The organism is Haladaptatus cibarius D43 (assembly GCF_000710615.1).
GTDB lineage: Archaea > Halobacteriota > Halobacteria > Halobacteriales > Haladaptataceae > Haladaptatus > Haladaptatus cibarius.
The window spans coordinates 198,255-216,537 of the sequence record NZ_JDTH01000002.1 but is presented as its reverse complement, the minus strand read 5'-3'; the positions used below and the strand labels follow the sequence as shown (position 1 = coordinate 216,537).

Sequence of the window (18,283 nt, the reverse complement as noted above, 5' to 3'; positions counted from 1 at the left end):
CGAAAAAACGGTTCGGTTACGGCTTTACTCTTCGACGTCTTCCGCTTCGTCCTCGCCTTCCGCTTCGAGTTCCTCGACGATTTCGTCCTCGTCGATGTCAGCGTCTTCGAGAGCCTCTTCGAGGTCCGCCTCGCCGGCACCGCCCATCATGCCGCCCATACCGCCCATCATGCCACCGGCGGAGCCGTCGATGGTTTCCTGCACGATGACGCGGTCTAAGTCGAGTCGGTCGATGACGTCCTGTGCGATTTGCTGTTTCTGGAACATCCACTGCTGGTTCATCGAGAGCTGTGGCGTCGCCTCGATGTACAGCGTCTCCTTTTCGACCGTCTCGGTTTCGCCGTCTTCGTCCTCTTCCTCGACTTCGTCCGTCTCAATCCACATGTCGAGGTCGGCGTCGATGTACATCGAGAACAGGCCTTTTGCCTTCTCGTCTTGGTCGTCGACTTCTTCGAGCACTTCGTACTCGTATTCGATGTCTTCGCCCGCGAGCGGGTGGTTGAAGTCCACACGTGCGCGGCCGCCGATGATTGTCTCGACGTAGCCCTGCTGGCCGTCAACGTTGACGCGCGCGCCGGGATAACGGTCGTCTTCCTGAATCTTGTCGGCACTGATGGTTCGAACCTCTTCGTTGTCGTACTCGCCGAATGCGAGTTCGACTGTTACCTCACCCTCTGCGCCCGCTTCTTTGCCGTAGATGTCCTCTTCGACACCCTCGAAGATGTGGCCTGCACCGAGAACGATGGTGCGCGGGCCGAACTCTCGGCCTTCGGCTTCGACGCCTTCTTCTTCCGCAACCTCTTCGCTGGTCGTGTCAACGAGGTCGCCTTCTTCGACGGTTCGTGCGGTGTAATCGAGACTGATGAAGTCGCCTTCTTGCAGTCCGTCCTGCTGTTCGGTTTCTTCTTCGGTCGCTTCTGCCTCTTGTTCGTCACTCATACACGAAACGACACCCGTTCGCCCCTTAAGAATCACGTTTCGCCCGCGAGAGAGTGCATCGTTGAAGAGGGACGTTTACATCCCTCCTTCGTGTAGTTTTCGGCGATGAATGCGTCAGAGGCCGCCGCGTTCCTCGCCGGGTCGCCGGAGCGACACCGGTTGCTCGCCCATCTCCGCGAGCAGTCGGGTTCCCCACGGGACATGGCCGACGCGACGGACGTTTCCCGCCGAAGTGTTCAGCGAAATCTCTCTGAGTTCGCAGACCGTGGATGGGTGAAAAAACGTGACGGCGTCTACGAACTCACCACCAGCGGCGAACTCGTCGCTCGAACCCATCGGAAATACATCGAAACGCTCGATACGATTTCTACATACGACCCCTTCTATCGACATCTTCCGGATGCAGACCACGCCCCGAATCCTGCGTGGTTGGCCGACGCGACACTCGTTACGGCATCCCCCGACCAACCACAGGCCCCAGTGAGCCACTACGTAAAGCGACTGCGCGCGCGAGAAACGGAGACGGTTCGCATGCTCGCCCCCGTCCTGAGTAGACTGTATCACGACGCGCACGCAGAACTCGTTCTGTCTGGCGTCGAAACGGAACTCGTCATGCCGCCGGAGCGAATCGAAACCGCACGGTCAAGCAATCCGCTCGAATTTCGGCTCGTCAGTCGCGCCATCGACATCTACGAACACGACGGCCCGGTTGACTTCGGCCTCACACTCGGCGATAATTGGGCGTTCGCGGGCGCATACGACACAGAGGGGCAACTTCGAGCACTGCTTGAGTGCGACGACCCGAAGTTTCTGGATTGGGCTAAAACCCTCTATCAGCAGTATCGCAATCGCTCGTCCCCCATTCGGTGACGGCGGGGAGTTCCGAAGGTGATAAACCACGCCGAACCATTCGCCGGTGTATGGACGTGGCGTTGGGTGGGACGTTTGACCCGGTACACGATGGTCACCGGGCGTTGTTCGAGCGAGCGTTCGAACTCGGCGACGTGACAGTTGGATTGACGAGCGACGACCTCGCGCCGAAAACGCGCAACGAAGACCGGAACGTTCGGTCGTTTGCGAAGCGAAAAGCCGACCTCGAAGCCGAACTCAGACCGTTCGCCGAAGAGAAAGACCGCGAGTTCGACGTTCGAAAACTCACTGAACCGACCGGTATCGCCACTGAGGAAAAGTTCGACGTACTCATCGTTTCCCCCGAAACGAAACACGGCGGCGAGCGAATCAACGAAATCCGGGAAGAGCGGGGATTCGACTCGCTCGAAATCGTGGTCGTCCCGCACGTCGAGGCCGAAGACGGCGACATCATTTCCAGCACGCGAATCGTCAGGGGCGAAATCGACGAGCACGGCAATCTCACCCCGGCCCAGAGCGGACGCGACTGAGTTTTCGGTTTTTCTTTTCGACTGTCTACCACGACGGCGGTTGCAGTCCCGCTGTTTCCAGAATCGTCTTCCAGCGTTGCTGAATCGTCAGCCGGGCGACACCGACCGCATCCGCCACCGCCTGCTGTGAACGCTGGTCCCCCTCGATGAGCGACCCGGCGTAGAGGCTGGCTGCGGCGACCGCGCGCTTCGACCGGTCTTCGGGGTTGTCCACGTCGGAAATCGTGGTGAGAAAGAGGTCGGCCGCGCGCGAGCGCGCCCCGGTTTCGAGTTCCAGACGGTCGGCGGCCTGTTGGAGTTCGGCAAGCCACGCTTCGTTTTCGACTTGGTCACGTGCCCGATACACGACACGAGGTAGCGCGGCATGGAATATAAACGCTCGTCCGACGAGAGCGACAGGTTCTTATCGCAGAGTTCGGAAGTTGATGTTGCGTGCGGGTAGCCAAGCTAGGCCAACGGCGCAGCGCTTAGGACGCTGTCTCGTAGGAGTCCGCCGGTTCGAATCCGGTCCCGCACATTTTGTCACGAACAAATCGTGAGTGACAAAATTGTGCCGAGCAGATTCGAAGTAGACGAGACGCACGCCCGGGAAGCGAAGCGACCCGGAACGTCTTGGCGTGGTTCGAATCCGGTCCCGCACATTCTCCTCGAACTTCGTTCGTGAGAGGAGAATGTGTTCAGCGGATTCGAATCCTGCAAGTCACAACGAATCACATGACTACCGAAAATGAAAAATCACCACTCGCCGCTCAACACAACTTCAGTGGTCGCTGAATCCGTCGATAACGCCGCCACAATCAGGGCACGACACCATTTCTGTGCCGGTACTTTTGTGTCCAGTTGGGTTCCCGTTGCGAGTCGTCTTCGAATTACTGCCGCCGAGTAGTTCAGAACTACAGTATGGGCACTCTTGCATGATACTCACTCACGTTCGATACGTGGTAACACTCGCCAACACACGATGTACCTTGATATACTTTGTGTCGGTGGAAACGTTCAGAAGTGAATTGCAGTAACCAGTTCGGAACGACGTGGAAATCAACGAAAATCGGAGAGAGTCGTCGTCAGGCGAGTGCGTCGCGGGCGTTTTCGACCGCGGCGTCTTTCTTCGCGGGATAGGCCTCGACTTTCGCGCGGAGGGTAATTCCCTCGCCGAGTTCGACCGTGTCGCGGTACGCTGACTGCTTGTCGAGCGAGACAAAGAACGAACAGTTGTCGTCCACGCGCTGGTTTAGTTCGTCCCGGATTTGGTCGATGTCGGCGAGTTCGCGGAGTTTGCCGAGGACGTGGCGCATCTCGTCGGCGTTCTCTACGCGCGCGGAGAGGACGATGATTCGGTCGCCGTGGTGTCCTTCGCTTTTCATTCGGTCGATTTCGACCTCTTCGGGGAGGTACGTTTCGAGGGCGGTTTCGACGCGCTGGTCGTCCTCAGTTGCGTAGCAGAACGTCCGCAGGTCGATGTAGTGGAAGGGAACGCTGGCCATAATGGATGTACGAGTGGAAGAAAGAAAAGTTACGCTTCGTCTTCGACGGCTTCGAGCGAGTCCTCGGGGATGCCCGTTTCCTGTCCGTCTTCGAAGCTAATCGTGTACGTGGCGTCGCCGAACATGCTCTCCATGACCTGCGTTATTTTGCCCTCTTCGCCGTCGTAGTCGCTGTGCTGGTCGTGCAGGATGACGTGGTCGTCTTCCTCGAAGCTCATACCGCCGAATAGCCCGCCCGATGGTAAAAAGCGACCGATTCCGGAGTGTCGGTGACCGAAGGCTTATTCTGCCTGCCGGAATACCGTGGCACATGATTACACTCGCTCCATCTCCTCGCTCGTCTCGTCGGTCGCGCTCCACACCACCACGGTCACGGCCCCACGCGACCAACGATGACGCTCGATGACCTGTGGTTTCTCGCCACCGAGGCGGAACAGCGCGCCGAGCAGGCCTACCACGGACTGACGGACGACCACACGCAGTTTTTGGAGTTTTCACGCACCTACGACGTTTCCCGCCGACGGTTCCGGACGCTCGCCCAAAGAGTGTCAGAAAGCGGCGCACCTTACGGCGCGCACACCGCCGTCTATCGACCGTCAGGCGAACTGCTCCTCGTCTGGCACGAAGGCGTGGATATGTGGGTACTCCCCGGCGGCGGCGTTCGTGACGGGGAATCTTTCCGCGAGACGGCGGAGCGAGAACTCGACGAGGAGGCGGGAATTGGGGCGAAATACGAGGGGTTAGGCATTGCGACCCGAACTGCAATTCGGTGCGGCGACTATTCGACGTGGGGCGTCCTCCCGGTGTTCGAAGCGAAAGCCGAGACGACTTCCCTGACGGTCGATGACCCCGATGGGGAGATTACTGACGCGCAGTGGTTCGCCGAACTGCCCGAAAACACCCGCGACCGCGAGCAGTTGTGCGCGTGGCGAGACGAGCGGTTTTAAAATTCGATTTTGAATTCAGTTTCCGTGCGAGACCCCCTCGCGCGAGTCGGCGTCCATCCGCCGAATCGCGCCGCGAGCGTTGCTGGATTCGTAGCCGAAAAACACGTCGTTCGCGTAGGCGTCCGCGACTTCCGTGGCGTGAATCAGGTTGTCGATGTCGATATCAACCGCGTAGAGTTCGATGCTGAACGGGATGTCGAGCGCGTCTTCGAACCCGGTTGCGATGACCTCCAACCAGTAGGTCGTGGAGTAGGCCATGTCGTACAGCGGGACGACGAACTCGTCTACGTATTCCGACAGGGCGTCCAAATCCAGTCCGGCGCGCTCGTAGAGGTGGCCGGGATAGGGGTCGGGATAGAGTGTGAGATAGGTTTTGCCAGGGATTCGGTCGGTTGCGTCCGCGACGAACTCCGTGATGACGTTGGCTCGCCATTCTTGCCAGTCGTCGTAGTCGCTTTCTTCGAATTCGGATTCACACTGGTCGCAGTGACAGTACTCTGCGCGCGGGAATCCGATGTCGTCTAGTCGAACGTCGGGGTTCGCCTCTGCGGCATCGGAAATCATCTCTAACAATCCTTCGCGGTAGGATTCGCGCGTCGGACAGATGTAGCCCCAATCGAAGTAGGGTCGCTCCCGGGTCGCCAGTTCGCCTTCGTCGCTCACCGGAACCAGCGAAGGGTCGTTTTCGGCGGCGTTGCTGTCGCCGAAACAGGAAATCATGTTCACGCCGGACTCGACTGGTTCGGTTGCGCGTCCCGTTACGTCTTTCATCTCGTAGAAACCCCATTCGAACTCGGGCCAGTCGAGTTCCTCCGGATTTCGAGTCACCACGCCGTACATGATTCGATAGTTGTGTTCGTCCGGGTAATCGGTTTCGGATGCGAAAAATCGCATTTCAGATACACAAAAAATCGGCTACGAACGCGGGTCGGAAAATACGACCGTCGTCCTTTTTAACCATTTTCGAGTGCGCCCGGCATCTTTACCATGCTGTGGGTGGTGTTATCCATCCATGCTTCAAACGCTCTTTCGCGTCGTGAAATCCGGGATTCGACTGTTGACCTCCACTGCCCCCTCCCCCTCGGGAGGCAATTCCTTGGACAAACTGAACGTCATTTCCCTCCTCGCGCAAGCCGGAAACGCATTCCGGAAGGGAGAACCGATGAAAGGCGCGATTTTAATCGGTGCGGCGACCATCGCGCCGAAAAACCGAAAACTGTCGTACCTCGTGCAGGGCGTGGTCACGGCGGACAACATTCGGAAACGGTTCAAATAACGACCGACCGCTAGCCGCTTGTCCGGTTCGCGGCGAGCGAGAACCGGACGGCGATGGGAAAAGTAAAGGATTGACTAGCCGCATTTTCGGGTATGGACTTCAGTCTCTCCGCAGAGCAGAAACAGATTCGGGACATGGTCGCGGAGTTCGTAGACGAGGAAATTAAGCCTCGCGCCGCAGAAATCGACGAAACCGACGAGTTCCCCGCAGACCTCGTGAGCGAGATGGCCGACCTCGGCCTGATGGGAATGCCCTTCCCCGAGGAGTACGGCGGGGCCGGACTCGACTACCACTCTTACGCAATCGGCCTCGAAGAAATCTCGCGCGGTTCTGGCGGCCTCGGCACTATCGTCGCGGCCCACACCAGTCTCGCGGGTAACATGCTCTATGAGTTCGGCAACGAAGAGCAGAAACAGGAGTACCTCACCCCGCTCAACGAAGGCACCGACATCGGTGCCTTCGCGCTCTCGGAACCCGGTGCGGGAAGCGACGTTCCCGCGATGGACACCACCGCCGAAAAGGACGGCGACGAGTACGTCATCAACGGCGGCAAACTCTGGATTTCGAACGGTTCGGTTGCTGAAACCGTTACGGTTTTCGCCAAAACCGACGAGGCCGCGGGCAACAAAGGCATCTCCTCGTTCGTCGTCCGACCCGAGGAAGATGACGGATTCTTCGTCGAGGGCACGGAACACAAACTCGGCGACAAGGGCTGTCCGACCGCAGAACTCCGATTCGACGACATGCGGATTCCCGAAGACCGCTTGCTCGGCGAAGAGGGTCGCGGATTCGTTCACGCGCTGAAGACGCTGAACGGCGGGCGCATTACTATCGCCGCGCGCAGTATCGGACTGGCCCGCGCCGCGAGGGACGACGCGCTGGAGTACGCTCAACAGCGAGAGCAGTTCGACCAACCCATCAGCGACTTCCAGACCATCCAGCACAAACTCGCGGACATGGACACGAAAGTCAGCGCCGCGAAACTGCTCATGCATCAGGCCGCAGACCGCAAGATTCGCGGCGAAGATTACATCAAGCAGGCTGCGCAGGCCAAACTGTTCGCCAGCGAAATCAGCCGCGAGGTCGCAAACGAAGGCATCCAGATTCACGGCGGCTACGGCTACACGACGGATTTCGATGCGGAACGCTACTACCGCGACGCCAAACTGAACGAAATCTACGAAGGAACGAGCGAGGTTCTGCGGAACACCATCGCCGCACAAATGTTGGACTGAACAGTTAGTCGTCTTTTGACAGAGTAGTCTGTTCTCGGCAGACTGTTCGCATTTTTATACGAGTCCGCGAGCGCATGGACAGCCCGCCGAATCCCGAGTGAACCCTCACATTGTAGCCGAAATTCACATTCGGTTACAAACCTTACATCACGCGACCATGGGGGGATACGTAGTCGCAATCGATGGGTCACGGGAAAGCATGGACGCACTTCGATACGCAACCGACCTCGCTCGGGGCACGGGGGCAAACATCACGGCGATTCACATCGTCGTGCCGAATCAGCAGTTCACGGCGGGCGACACCGCGCCGACGAGTTTTGCGGAGGCAGAACGCGACATCCTGCTGTCGAACATCGAAGATGCCGAAACGCACGGACAGGAACTGTTGGACGAAGCGTCGGCAGTCGCGGAACAGGAAGGGTTGGAAATAGAAACCGGACTGCTGTACGGCGAACCGGTCGAACGAATCACGGAGTACGCCGACGAGAACGAGTTCGAGGCCATCTTCCTCGGCCACCGCGGAACGTCGGAACGCTACGAAGGCCTGTTCGGAAGTACTGCAAAAAACGTCGCGGGACGGGCGACCGTTCCGGTGACGATCGTGCGGTAACCATTGTTGTCAACAACTAGTGGTAGGCGGCGATATTGACGGGAGGCGGTATTCTATTAGCCCTCCGTGACGACGACTTGCACATGAACGTCGAACTCTCTCAGTCGTCACTCTCGGGGACGGCGCGGGCACCGTCGTCGAAGAGTTACACCCACAGAGCGATTCTCGCCGCAGGCTATTCCGGCGGCGCACTGGTGTACGACCCACTCGTGAGTGCCGACACGAAAGCCACGATGCGGGCCGTGGAGGCTTTCGGCGGCGACGTAACCGACACCGGAGAGGCCCTCGAAATCGACGGCTTCGACGGGGAACCGCAAGTTCCGGCGGACGTTATCGGCTGCGCGAACAGCGGAACAACGATGCGACTGGTGTCAGGAACGACCGCACTAGTGGACGGTATCACGGTTCTAACCGGCGATTCCTCGCTTCGCTCGCGTCCCCAAGGGCCGATGCTGTCGGCCATCGAACAACTCGATGGCCGGGCCGAGAGCAGTCGCGGAAACGGCAAAGCTCCGCTCGTCGTGAAGGGGCCGGTTTCGGGCGGCACGGTGTCGATTCCGGGCGACGTTTCGTCGCAGTACATCTCCGCCCTGTTGATGGCGGGCGCGCTGACGGAGGACGGCATCGACATCGAACTGGAAACCGAACTCAAATCGGCACCCTACGTTGATATCACGCTGGAACTGCTGGCCGATTTCGGCGTCGAAGCCGAAAAAGACGGTCGAACGTTCCGCGTTCCGGGTGGCCAGTTCTACGAACCGACCGACGGCGAGTACCACGTTCCCGGCGATTTCTCGTCAATCTCCTACCTGCTGGCGGCAGGCGCAGTCGCGGCGAAGGAGGGTGAGGAACTTCGAATCAAAGGTGCGTACCCCAGCGCGCAGGGCGACACGTTCATCGTCGAGGTGTTAGACAGGATGGGCGCAGACGTGAACTGGAATCGGAACGACGGCGTGCTCACGGTGAAACGCTCCTCCTTGTCGGGCGTCGAAGTTGACGTCGGTGATACTCCGGACTTGCTTCCCACCACCGCGGTCCTCGGCGCGATTGCCGACGGCGAGACGACAATCGTCAACTGCGAACACGTCCGGTACAAGGAAACCGACCGCGTGGCCGTGATGGCGAGCGAACTCGACGCCCTCGGCGCAGTCGTCGAGGAAGAAGCAGACGAACTCACGATTTGTGGCGGGGAGTCCGATTTGTCGGGAACGGACGTGGCGGGCCACGGTGACCACCGAATCGTCATGTCGCTCGCGGTCGCGGGACTCGTCGCCGACGGAACCACGACGATTGCGGAGGCGGAACACGTGGATGTTTCCTTCCCGAACTTCTTCGAGGTGCTGTACGACCTCGGTGCAAAGATAGAACGATAGCGTTGGTCGGAACCGAAAGACGAGCGACAGGATTTTACGGAACTCCGACAATTTTCCGGCATGCTTCGGAGCGCAGTCGAACGGAAACTACTTGCAGAACACCGAGAGAGCGACTACGTCTTCCCTGCGTACGACGACTACTGCTTTGCGAACGTCTCTCGAACTGCGCTTTCGGTGCTCGATTCGTCGTTCGACGCCGGACTTCCGGACGACGTGTTCGACGGTGTCGCGTGCGATGCGGAGAACGTCGTCGTCCTGCTCGTGGACGGGTTTGGCTACGAACAGTGGAAACGCGACTACGATGCTCATCCGCTTCTTTCGACATTCACCGAGCGCGGAAGAGTCACGCCGCTGACGTCCGTCTTCCCATCCGAAACTGCCGCGGCGATGACGACGAATCACACTGGCCGCCATCCGGTCGAACACGGACTTCTCGGCTGGTATCAATACTATCAGGAGTTCGAGGGAGTGGTACAGACGCTTCCCTTCAGCACGCGAGCAGACGAACGTGCCGAAAACGTGTTTGATGACGCCGACCCGGAACTGCTCTTTGCGGGAGACTCGTTGTACTCGCGCGCCGAACAAGCAGGAATCGACACGTATCTCGTGCAACCCGCACACACCTTTGACGGTGGGTATTCGGAAATGACGCTGGGGAGCGCGACACCGGTTCCCTACGACAACGTCCCGGAGATGGCGATGAAGATCCGACACACGCTCGAATCGACCGACGAACCGACGTTCGTGTTCGCGTACGTTCCGACAATCGACGCCGTCTCACACGCCGCCGGAACCGACTCGGAAGCGTACCAGACGCAGTTGGCGATGGTCACCGAAAGCGTGCGCCGGGAAGTGGTCGAAAAACTCGACCCCGACATTGCCGACGAGACGCTCCTCGTCGCCACGGCAGACCACGGCCACATCGACACGACCGACAACGTCGATATCAGCGAGTTCGACCCTATTTGGGACAACCTCCGGCGGAACAGCGACGGCGGCCCGATTCCACCGGTCGGCAGTGCGCGAAACGTCCAGTTACATCTTAAGGAAGGCATGGTCGAATCAGTTCGAGACGCAGTCGAGAGCGCATTCGACGTGCGGACGTTTACTCGTGAGGAAGCGACTTCGCGGAATCTGTTCGGCCACAGGTCGCCGAGCAAACGGTTCGAGAAACAGTGTCCCGACCTCGTGGCCGTCCACCGCGAGAAGGGTATGTGGTGGGACGAGTCTGAACTCGACCTTATCGGGATGCACGGGGGACTCTCACGCGAGGAGATGTTGATTCCGTTCGCCGTGGGGAACGTTGCTACTTTACAGTCGTCCCATAGCCTTCGTCCGGATTTTGGCACGTCGCGGTGATGCCGATGCCGTCCATTCCGACATCGACTAAAATCGTGTTCGTCTCACAGCCCCACATATCCCACTCCGCGACGCGCCACATGCCGTTGTCAACCTCGACTCGTACCTCGTATTCGCCTGCTTTCAGCACGTTTTTGCGGGTTCCAACCCACCCGGGCCAAAGGGAAAACTCCGACTCGTAGGCTTCGTCGGAGTCCAGTCCGTGAACCGAGACGAAGACAGCGCGTCTGCTCTTGAAGTAGTTGCGAACGCGGATGCTAACCGGGTTCGCGGGCGGGCCATCGGAGGGGAGGACTCCGACACAGCCCGGGAGGCCTGCAAGACCAAGCAGGGCGGCGAAACGACGCCGTTCCATCGGATTGCCTTTCACTGCCGGGGTATAAATTTTCTTTTGCGATGCGCGGCGAAACGTACCGCCTCCTGCAACATCTAAATGGCCTGCACGCAGAACAGGGTGTATGAACGGAAATCGGTTCGGACGCCTGTTTCAGGTCACGACCTACGGCGAAAGCCACGGCGAGGCGATGGGCGTCACCATCAGCGGTTGTCCGGCGGGACTCGAACTCACAGAAGACGACGTACAGCGCGATTTAGACCGACGGAAACCCGGCCAGTCCATGATAACGACCAGTCGGGGCGAACCGGACGAAGTCACCATCAACAGCGGCGTTCAGGATGGCTACACGACCGGAACCCCAATCGGAATGGTCATTCAGAACAAAGACGCCCGGTCGGGCAAGTACGAACCGTTCATCACGGCCCCGCGACCGAGCCACGGTGATTTCACCTACTCCGCGAAGTTCGGAACTCGGAACTGGGGCGGCGGCGGTCGGTCGTCCGCGCGCGAAACGGTGAATTGGGTCGCTGGCGGCGCAATCGCCAAGAAAATCCTCGCGGAACACGGCGTCGAACTGAAAGCACACGTCAACCAAATCGGCGATATTCAGGCGGACGACGTGACGTTCGAGGACATCAAACAACACAGCGAGGAAAACGAGGTTCGATGTGCCGACCCGAAAGTGGCCGAGGAGATGCGCAAACTGATTGACCAGTATCAGACGGAAGGCGACTCCATCGGCGGGTCGATTTACTTCGAGGCGCGCGGCGTCCCGCGCGGACTCGGTGCGCCGCGCTTCGATGCCGTCGAAGCGCGACTCGGACAGGCGATGATGGCTGTTCCGGCCAGCACCGCCTTCGAGTTCGGACTCGGCAGGGAGGCCCGCGAGTGGGCCGGACACGACAGAAACGACGAGTGGGAGTTCGCATCCGAGTCGCGCGGCGACTCGGATGCGAGCGGGAAGGATGGCGAACCGCAGCAGGTTCCGAAACCGAGTTCGAACCGCCACGGCGGACTCCAAGGCGGAATCACGACCGGGGAGCCGATTTACGGCGAAGTGACCCTTCACGCGCCGACTTCGATTCCGAAGACCCAGACCACGGTGGATTGGGAGGCGGGCGAGGAAAAAGAAGTCCAAGTCGTCGGGCGACACGACCCGGTTCTGCCGCCTCGCGGCGTGCCGGTTGTGGAGGCGATGCTGGCGCTGACACTCGTCGATTTCATGCTTCTCGGTGGACGAATCAATCCCGACAGAATGGATAATAATCCGGGAGAGTACGACACGGACTACCACCCAACCCAGCCTGAAACGTAATTTTATTGCTCTTCGCCCCATCCTCTAGGATAGTACTCCGACCATGCACTCTGACGGGGGGATGGACGCGAGTGAGCCAATGGTCGTAGCGAGCGAACCCCGCGGATACCACGTGTATCACGATTCGCGGGACACGTATTCGCTCAGCGAAACCGTTATCGAAGCGGTTGCGACCATTCGAAACCGCGACCCGACCGACGACCCGATTCCGTTGGCGAGCATCATCGACCCGGACGCGCTCGATTCGCTGTTCGCGAACACACACCGCGGGTCGGAACGAAACGCGGGGCACGTCGTGTTTTTGCTCGACGGACTGGAAGTGTTCGTCCACGCCAACGACCACATTTTCATCCGCGAGCGGCCGTCCGACAACTAAAATTGGCTCTCAAAGAACGACGTCACGGATGAAATGTGTGTTCTCTACAACTATTCTAATATATTAGGTCGAAATTTAATACGACACAGAACGCTAGCTAGTATCGTGGGGGTCGCATACCAGTGCTTAGGTTTGAACCACTCACGGACGCCGACCTCGCCGTCATCGACTCCATCGAGCGACGACGGTACGTCCTCGGCGTTTCGTCCGTGGTGAATCCTGAACCGGCGGACGAAACCCTGTTTCACTTCCCGGTTGACCGGGCGGTGAGGATTTCGACCGACGAACTCCGCCTCGACCAGCGCGTCGATACCTTCGTTCGCGGGGCGCGAGGAGAACCGCTGTTCGAGGTGAGTTCCGACACCAACGAACAGTTGCCTGCGGGAACCTACACCGTCGAGCTGAACGCCCCCGTCAAACTCTACCTTCGAGTCGATGGGGAACTCTCGGTTCGGGCGACCATGGATAGCGTTGTGTTCGGGTTCGATCCCGCGGAGGTACGCATCGGTGCGCGCTCGTATCACAAGCATCCGGCGGTCACGGTGACGACGACGGACGACCCGGAAGACGTGTTTTCCGCCCTCTCGTCGCTGTCGTCCGCCCTAAAAACGACGACCTGCGAACGCTCGTATCCGACTCTCCGTGGTCATCCTCCGAGCGTCGAACTGGGCGACGAACTGCACGTTCCCGACGAACTGGAACGACCGGACACGGGAGTTCGCCTCGAACTGCCGCCGACGCTTCGTTCGGCATACGTTTCGGCACCGCTCGCGTACTATCTCGGTGCAGAGATGGTTCCCGGCGACGACCCGAAACTGGTCGCGGACGGGTTCGAATATCTGCTGTCGGAGGCGAATTTCGAAACCGAAATCGAGCGCGTGTTGAAACAGGTGTTTTTCCTCGACTGTCTCACGCGGACGGAGGGCTACTACCGGGTGGATCTCTATGAACGCGAGCAGGCCGAACGCACCGCAGACCTCACGCTCGATTTCACCGATCTGTACGACCGACCCATCGCCGAGCAGTTGCCGGAGTATCTCTCGGTTTCGTTCGACCGACTCGCCCCGTGGATACCGCGCTGGCCGCTAACTGCGCACGTCGCGCCGACACCGGAGCGAATCGAAGCTCTTCCGTTCGTGGTGAACGACCTCGGAATCGTCAAAACGCCGCGGGCGACACCGGCATCCGTGGACAACATGCTGTCATCCGCGTTGGATTCGTTTCTTCGAACGACGCGGAGTGAGAGTACGACACGGGATGAGGGTACGACGCGAGGATGGCGAAAAAACGATTCGCGATTCGTCTGCGTGCACGCGGACGAATCGCTCGAGCAGGCGTGGTTCGCCGATGACATTCCGCTTCGTGCGACGAAAGCGATGCCGCAGGCGTTTCGGAACAAACTCGACCGGAAACCGAACGCCGATACCATCGACATCGCCGTCGTCTGTAACGACTCGGCGATGGCGGCGGACGAGGGCGTTGAAACCGCCTACGGTCGTCGGCCTGAGGTAGCCTTCGACGTGACGTTTCACGACGACTGTTCGACGGACGAACTTCGTTCCGTCCTCGAATTCGACGTGGATTTCCTCCACTACGTCGGACACATCGACGACGAAGGATTTCGGTGTCGGGACGGTGCACTCGACGCGACGACGCTGACGACTGTGGGAGTGGCGACCTTCCTCCTCAACGCGTGCCAATCGTACGAACAGGGTGTGGCGCTCATCGACGCGGGCGCGGTCGGCGGCGTCGTCACGTTTCACGAGGTGGTGAACGACGGTGCCGCAAAAATCGGGTACGCGATGGCGAGACTGCTGAACCTCGGATTTCCGCTTCGCTCGGCGCTCGCGCTCGCTCGCGCCGAGAGCATCGTGGGAAGTCACTACCTCGTCGTCGGCGACGGAAGCGCGGACGTCGTTCAGGTCGAAGACGGCGTTCCGACCCTCTGTGACATCGTGACGCGCGACGACGGCGAGTACGACGTGACGCCGCGAACCTACCCCTCGCGGGAGGGGAAAGTCGGGACGATGGCGTTTCCGCTGGTGGAATCGAACGACCAGCATTTTCTCGTGCCGGGGGCGACCCGGACGTTTCGATTGACTGCGGACGAGTTACGGCAGTATCTCGTTTGGCATCAGTCTCCCGTGCGAAAAGACGGCGATTTAGTGTGGGACGAACGCTCACTGTAGCGATAGTGCTCGGCTACACAGGGTACGGTTCGTAAACTGGACTACGGCCCGTACACCGCCAGCGTGCCGACGCCCGCCGCGGCGGTGCCTACTTGTGCAAGCAGGCACGCCGCCATGAACAGCACGCCTATCATTCGTGGGTTCTCGCTAAGGTACGATTTGAACGTTTGGTCGGTCATCGGTATGAGATGAATACCAACCTCGACTCACTTCGGTATGAGCCGCGTAGAACGCGATAAACGAACCCTACGCGAACGATAGGTGAGAGTTACGTCGGATACGCACGGCTTTCGGTTTCGGTACGACGTCCATAATATCCCCCATAGATGCGACGCAAATTTTTTACGCCAGCCAAACGCATAGTTTATTCTAATGAGTAGGGTGAACACGGGCTTCGATGAAAACGACCCGAAACCGACGCCTGTTGCGAACGAAACCGGCTATCACGTCTATCACGACGCGACGACCGATTGGGAACTCAGTGAAACTCTGCTCAGTGCAATCGCCGTAATACGGAATATAGACCCAACTAAAACACCGATTCCGTTGACGAACACAGTCGACTCGGACGCGCTCGACGCTCTATTTGCCGACACGCATGACGGCCGAAAGCGAAGACAGGGACACATCGTGTTCGCCATTTCGGGACTCGAAGTGTTCGCGCACGCCAATGGACACGTCTTCATCCGCGAACAACCCGAACTCGCCGGAGTCGGCGACGTACTCTAACCACCGTCTGACGATGACGACTTGCAACGCGAAATCCTCCACTATGACCTCACACAACCGAATCACGAGCGAGCGACAATGACCGAACCAACATTCGATTTCGACGTGGAACGTAGCATCCTCGTCTCCGTTCCGACCCTCTCCGATGCTGTCTGTGACGACGGACACCACCTTTTCGACGCCGAAACGGAGTCCGTCGTCGCAGTGCTGTACGACCGCTCGGCGGACACGTTTCTCCGAACGTGGCGCGACAGCATCGGAACGGTGCCGAAGTACGCCCGAATTGTCGATGTTGAACAGACAATTCGGTCTACGGCGACCGACTCGACGAGCGGTGCGAGCGGAACCCGCGGTACCGTCGTCCAAACCGTTCAACGACCCGACGACCTCGGTGGAGTCGAAACCGCCATCGAATCGGCGCTGGCGTCAGCAACCGGTAAAACGACGCTCGTGTTCGATTCGCTCACATCGTCGCTCGAACACGTCTCGCTCGCCGAAATGGTGCCGTTTTTCCGACAGCTCACCGAACTGCTCGCGGATTTCGATGCGACCGGCTACTTTTACCTCGACCGTCGTGCTCACGACCCTCCACCCGTCAGAACACTTCGCGCACTGGCAGACGCGACGGCCGAACTCACCGACGACGGAACCGAGTGGTCGGTTCGTCGGCGGAACCTACCCATGCCGGACGACCCGTCACTCGACGTAGTGTTCGACGTGCTTCGCTCGAAGCGGCGACGCGAGGCACTGCGGTATCTGCTTTCGAAGCGTGGCCCAGTGGACATAAAAGAACTTGCCACCGCGGTTGCCGACTTCGAGGGAGACGACCGCGCGACGAGGAATCGACATCGCAGATACTACACGACGTTGTATCAACTCCATCTGCCGAAATTGGACGATGCGGGCCTCATCGACCACGATGCCGCGAATCATCGAGTCTCGGTTCGTGAGGCGGCAGATTGGGTCGCACCGTTTCTCGCCCTCGCCGAGGAGTAGTCCCTTTTAGCGTCGCGCTACAACGACGGGTATGGACGCGAATCAGGAAACGCGCTCGAACCCATTCAGCATGGACGAGGCCTGTACGAACTGCGATTTGTGCGAAACCCGCACGAACGTCGTTCACGGGTACGGGGACGTGGGTGCCGAGTTCCTCTTTGTCGGCGAGATGCCGAACGCAGGGGCGGACGAAACGGGAATTCCGTTTACCGGAGACTCTGCGGGAGAGCGATTGCAGGATATCCTCGGCAGACTGGGACTGAGCGAATCCCCCCCGGATGCAGACGACCCCGAAATCGAGAACGCGTTTCTGACGTATCTGACGCGATGTTATCATCCCGAGCGTGGCCCAAACGACAGCGAAATCATGACCTGCGAGCCGTATCTGAACGCCGAAATCCGGATGATAAATCCGGAAATCCTCGTCCCCGTCGGGGAGCGCGCGCTCGAAGCAATCGCCACAGAATACACGACGACGCGCGCGAGCGACCTCGACATTGCGGCCGACCACGCGACGACGATTCGCGGCCGCGGATTCGAACTCGTGCCGATGGTGCATCCGGGAAAACAGACCGACGAACAGACCGAAGCGTTCGTAAAAGCGTTCGCCGAGTTGATGGGTACCGATTATCGCCAGACGAAAGGCCGACAGGGTCGATAAGACGGAGGGAAATTACCAGTACGGATTCTGTCGCCACTGCTTCGATTTCGCGCCGAGAACGGAGAGTGCGACGATAAATACGATACAGAGCGCGAGGGTGGCGACGGCCGCAACGTCCGAAAGGAGGGTCGTCATTAGCAGTGCGAATGCGCCGAGCACGAGCACTGCGAGGACGGCAACGCCGAGCAAGGCAAGGGGTTTCGTTCGTTTCATAGGAAAACTAAGCGCAGTCGGGGCATAAAATGGTGGCTTTCAAGGCCGTCCCGCGCCGACTACCGAGTATGACCACCATCGCCGTGCTGGCCGACCCGCCGCGCGAGGGATTCGTGCTGCCGGAACTCGCACACTCATCGCCGCTCTCCGAATCCGAAGTAGCGGAACTGTACGCCGAAATGCTGAAAGATACGTTCGTCGCCGCCGCGAAAAGCGGCGGCGACCTGCTGGTCAACTACCGTCCCGACGACGCGATTCCGGACGAGTTCGCGGGCGAGACGAGTTCGGAGGACGAACTCCGAAAGCTGGCGGAAAAAGCGCTGGAAGACGTGACACTCGGCGAAGACGACGAGGTTCGCTTCGAGGTGCAGGTCGGCGAGACGTTCGCGGGTCGCGCCGGAAACACCGCGACCCACCTGCTGGAGCAAGAAAGCGTGGATTCCGTCGCAATCGTGGACGGAACCACCCCGATGCTGACGCGCAAAGACCTCGACAGCGCGGCGATGAAACTCCGCCGAAGCGAAGTCGTCCTCGGCCCCGCCGAGGACGGACGAGCGTACTTCGTCGGCCTGAAAGATACCATCGACTTCACGGAGGCCTACGCGACACCGGAACTGGAAACCCTGACCGAGAAAGGCGTTGACGCGGGCCACGAAGTCGATTTCATGCCGACGATGACGAACGTGCGAACGGGCGAGGATTTGCGCTCGCTGGTTCCCCTGCTGAACGCGCGAATCGCCGCCGGTCGAATCGTTCCGGTCAACACAGCGACGTATCTCAACGAACTCGGTCTGCGCGTCGAAGAAGTGGACGGCAGCCGTGAAATCGTTCGGTAGTCGAATCG

23 protein-coding genes and 1 tRNA gene are annotated in these 18,283 nt (G+C 59.5%); 16 read left to right on the top strand and 8 right to left on the bottom strand.

Translation table 11 applies throughout. From position 1 onward, the window contains the following. Nucleotides 1-24 precede the first annotated feature (24 nt). Entirely contained in the window at nt 25-939 is a 915-nt protein-coding gene (locus HL45_RS06305; RefSeq protein ID WP_049970297.1) for an FKBP-type peptidyl-prolyl cis-trans isomerase, read from the bottom strand. A gap of 105 nt (nt 940-1,044) precedes the next feature. Here HL45_RS06305 and HL45_RS06300 point away from each other — a divergent pair, with 105 nt between their 5' ends. Continuing rightward, the gene (locus tag HL45_RS06300) at nt 1,045-1,809 is read left to right on the top strand and encodes a helix-turn-helix transcriptional regulator (RefSeq protein ID WP_049970296.1); all 765 of its coding nucleotides are present in this window, start codon (nt 1,045-1,047) and stop codon (nt 1,807-1,809) included. 50 nt (nt 1,810-1,859) lie between these two features. Then, nucleotides 1,860-2,339, top strand: coding sequence for a phosphopantetheine adenylyltransferase (locus tag HL45_RS06295; protein WP_049970295.1), 480 nt, complete (start codon nt 1,860-1,862; stop codon nt 2,337-2,339). A gap of 25 nt (nt 2,340-2,364) precedes the next feature. Here HL45_RS06295 and HL45_RS06290 read toward each other — a convergent pair whose 3' ends face one another. Beyond that, nucleotides 2,365-2,685, bottom strand: coding sequence for a transcription initiation factor IIB family protein (locus HL45_RS06290; protein WP_049970294.1), 321 nt, complete (start codon nt 2,683-2,685; stop codon nt 2,365-2,367). A gap of 86 nt (nt 2,686-2,771) precedes the next feature. On the opposite strand from HL45_RS06290, the gene HL45_RS06285 reads away from it, so the two are divergent. Next, a tRNA-Leu gene (locus HL45_RS06285) sits at nt 2,772-2,856 on the top strand. Between the two features lie 547 nt (nt 2,857-3,403). Here HL45_RS06285 and HL45_RS06280 read toward each other — a convergent pair. Both HL45_RS06280 and HL45_RS06275 read right to left on the bottom strand, forming a co-directional pair. After that, nucleotides 3,404-3,823, bottom strand: a complete 420-nt coding sequence (locus HL45_RS06280; protein ID WP_049970293.1) for an RNA-binding protein — start codon at nt 3,821-3,823, stop codon at nt 3,404-3,406. A 29-nt stretch (nt 3,824-3,852) separates the two neighbouring features. Further along, the gene (locus HL45_RS06275; RefSeq protein ID WP_049970292.1) at nt 3,853-4,041 is read right to left on the bottom strand and encodes a hypothetical protein; all 189 of its coding nucleotides are present in this window, start codon (nt 4,039-4,041) and stop codon (nt 3,853-3,855) included. A gap of 174 nt (nt 4,042-4,215) precedes the next feature. On the opposite strand from HL45_RS06275, the gene HL45_RS06270 reads away from it, so the two are divergent. Next, nucleotides 4,216-4,770: an NUDIX hydrolase gene (locus HL45_RS06270; RefSeq protein WP_049970291.1), complete on the top strand. Its 555-nt coding sequence runs from the start codon at nt 4,216-4,218 to the stop codon at nt 4,768-4,770. 15 nt (nt 4,771-4,785) lie between these two features. Here HL45_RS06270 and HL45_RS06265 read toward each other — a convergent pair whose 3' ends face one another. Beyond that, nucleotides 4,786-5,610 carry a hypothetical protein gene (locus tag HL45_RS06265; protein ID WP_049971922.1) on the bottom strand — a complete coding sequence of 275 codons (825 nt, stop codon included), beginning with the start codon at nt 5,608-5,610 and terminating at the stop codon, nt 4,786-4,788. Between the two features lie 172 nt (nt 5,611-5,782). Here HL45_RS06265 and HL45_RS06260 point away from each other — a divergent pair, with 172 nt between their 5' ends. The 5 genes from HL45_RS06260 to HL45_RS06240 all read left to right on the top strand — a co-directional run bounded on the left by HL45_RS06260 (nt 5,783) and on the right by HL45_RS06240 (nt 10,623). Further along, nucleotides 5,783-6,046 (top strand): hypothetical protein, encoded by a 264-nt coding sequence (locus HL45_RS06260; RefSeq protein WP_049970290.1) that lies wholly within the window; start codon nt 5,783-5,785, stop codon nt 6,044-6,046. 92 nt (nt 6,047-6,138) lie between these two features. Beyond that, nucleotides 6,139-7,281: an acyl-CoA dehydrogenase gene (locus tag HL45_RS06255; RefSeq protein ID WP_049970289.1), complete on the top strand. Its 1,143-nt coding sequence runs from the start codon at nt 6,139-6,141 to the stop codon at nt 7,279-7,281. Between the two features lie 157 nt (nt 7,282-7,438). Then, entirely contained in the window at nt 7,439-7,891 is a 453-nt protein-coding gene (locus HL45_RS06250) for a universal stress protein (protein ID WP_049970288.1), read from the top strand. 83 nt (nt 7,892-7,974) lie between these two features. Further along, nucleotides 7,975-9,264 (top strand): 3-phosphoshikimate 1-carboxyvinyltransferase, encoded by a 1,290-nt coding sequence (aroA, locus tag HL45_RS06245; protein WP_049970287.1) that lies wholly within the window; start codon nt 7,975-7,977, stop codon nt 9,262-9,264. A gap of 60 nt (nt 9,265-9,324) precedes the next feature. Further along, the gene (locus HL45_RS06240) at nt 9,325-10,623 is read left to right on the top strand and encodes an alkaline phosphatase family protein (protein WP_049970286.1); all 1,299 of its coding nucleotides are present in this window, start codon (nt 9,325-9,327) and stop codon (nt 10,621-10,623) included. Here the strand turns inward: HL45_RS06240 and HL45_RS06235 are convergent. Then, nucleotides 10,571-10,978: a hypothetical protein gene (locus HL45_RS06235; protein WP_049970285.1), complete on the bottom strand. Its 408-nt coding sequence runs from the start codon at nt 10,976-10,978 to the stop codon at nt 10,571-10,573. The two genes, HL45_RS06240 and HL45_RS06235, sit on opposite strands and share 53 nt — an antisense overlap. A 103-nt stretch (nt 10,979-11,081) precedes the next feature. On the opposite strand from HL45_RS06235, the gene aroC reads away from it, so the two are divergent. From aroC to HL45_RS06220, 3 genes are all read left to right on the top strand, one after another. After that, on the top strand, nt 11,082-12,275 hold the full coding sequence (gene aroC, locus HL45_RS06230; RefSeq protein ID WP_049970284.1) for a chorismate synthase: 1,194 nt from the start codon (nt 11,082-11,084) through the stop codon (nt 12,273-12,275). A 79-nt stretch (nt 12,276-12,354) separates the two neighbouring features. Continuing rightward, nucleotides 12,355-12,651 (top strand): HalOD1 output domain-containing protein, encoded by a 297-nt coding sequence (locus HL45_RS06225; RefSeq protein WP_144240021.1) that lies wholly within the window; start codon nt 12,355-12,357, stop codon nt 12,649-12,651. A 122-nt stretch (nt 12,652-12,773) separates the two neighbouring features. After that, nucleotides 12,774-14,840, top strand: coding sequence for a hypothetical protein (locus HL45_RS06220; protein WP_144240020.1), 2,067 nt, complete (start codon nt 12,774-12,776; stop codon nt 14,838-14,840). Nucleotides 14,841-14,881: 41 nt separating this feature from the next. Here HL45_RS06220 and HL45_RS20755 read toward each other — a convergent pair whose 3' ends face one another. Beyond that, nucleotides 14,882-15,019, bottom strand: coding sequence for a DUF7503 family protein (locus HL45_RS20755; protein ID WP_158413667.1), 138 nt, complete (start codon nt 15,017-15,019; stop codon nt 14,882-14,884). 193 nt (nt 15,020-15,212) lie between these two features. Here HL45_RS20755 and HL45_RS06215 point away from each other — a divergent pair, with 193 nt between their 5' ends. From HL45_RS06215 to HL45_RS06205, 3 genes are all read left to right on the top strand, one after another. Then, entirely contained in the window at nt 15,213-15,569 is a 357-nt protein-coding gene (locus HL45_RS06215; RefSeq protein ID WP_049970281.1) for a HalOD1 output domain-containing protein, read from the top strand. Nucleotides 15,570-15,647: 78 nt separating this feature from the next. Then, nucleotides 15,648-16,565 (top strand): DUF7504 family protein, encoded by a 918-nt coding sequence (locus tag HL45_RS06210; protein ID WP_084156969.1) that lies wholly within the window; start codon nt 15,648-15,650, stop codon nt 16,563-16,565. Between the two features lie 31 nt (nt 16,566-16,596). After that, entirely contained in the window at nt 16,597-17,226 is a 630-nt protein-coding gene (locus HL45_RS06205) for a uracil-DNA glycosylase (RefSeq protein WP_049970279.1), read from the top strand. A gap of 12 nt (nt 17,227-17,238) precedes the next feature. On the opposite strand, the gene HL45_RS06200 is transcribed toward HL45_RS06205, so the two are convergent. Beyond that, entirely contained in the window at nt 17,239-17,439 is a 201-nt protein-coding gene (locus HL45_RS06200; protein ID WP_049970278.1) for a hypothetical protein, read from the bottom strand. 68 nt (nt 17,440-17,507) lie between these two features. Between HL45_RS06200 and HL45_RS06195 the strand changes: the two genes are divergently transcribed. Next, on the top strand, nt 17,508-18,275 hold the full coding sequence (locus HL45_RS06195; protein ID WP_049970277.1) for a TIGR04282 family arsenosugar biosynthesis glycosyltransferase: 768 nt from the start codon (nt 17,508-17,510) through the stop codon (nt 18,273-18,275). The last annotated feature ends 8 nt before the right edge of the window (nt 18,276-18,283 follow it).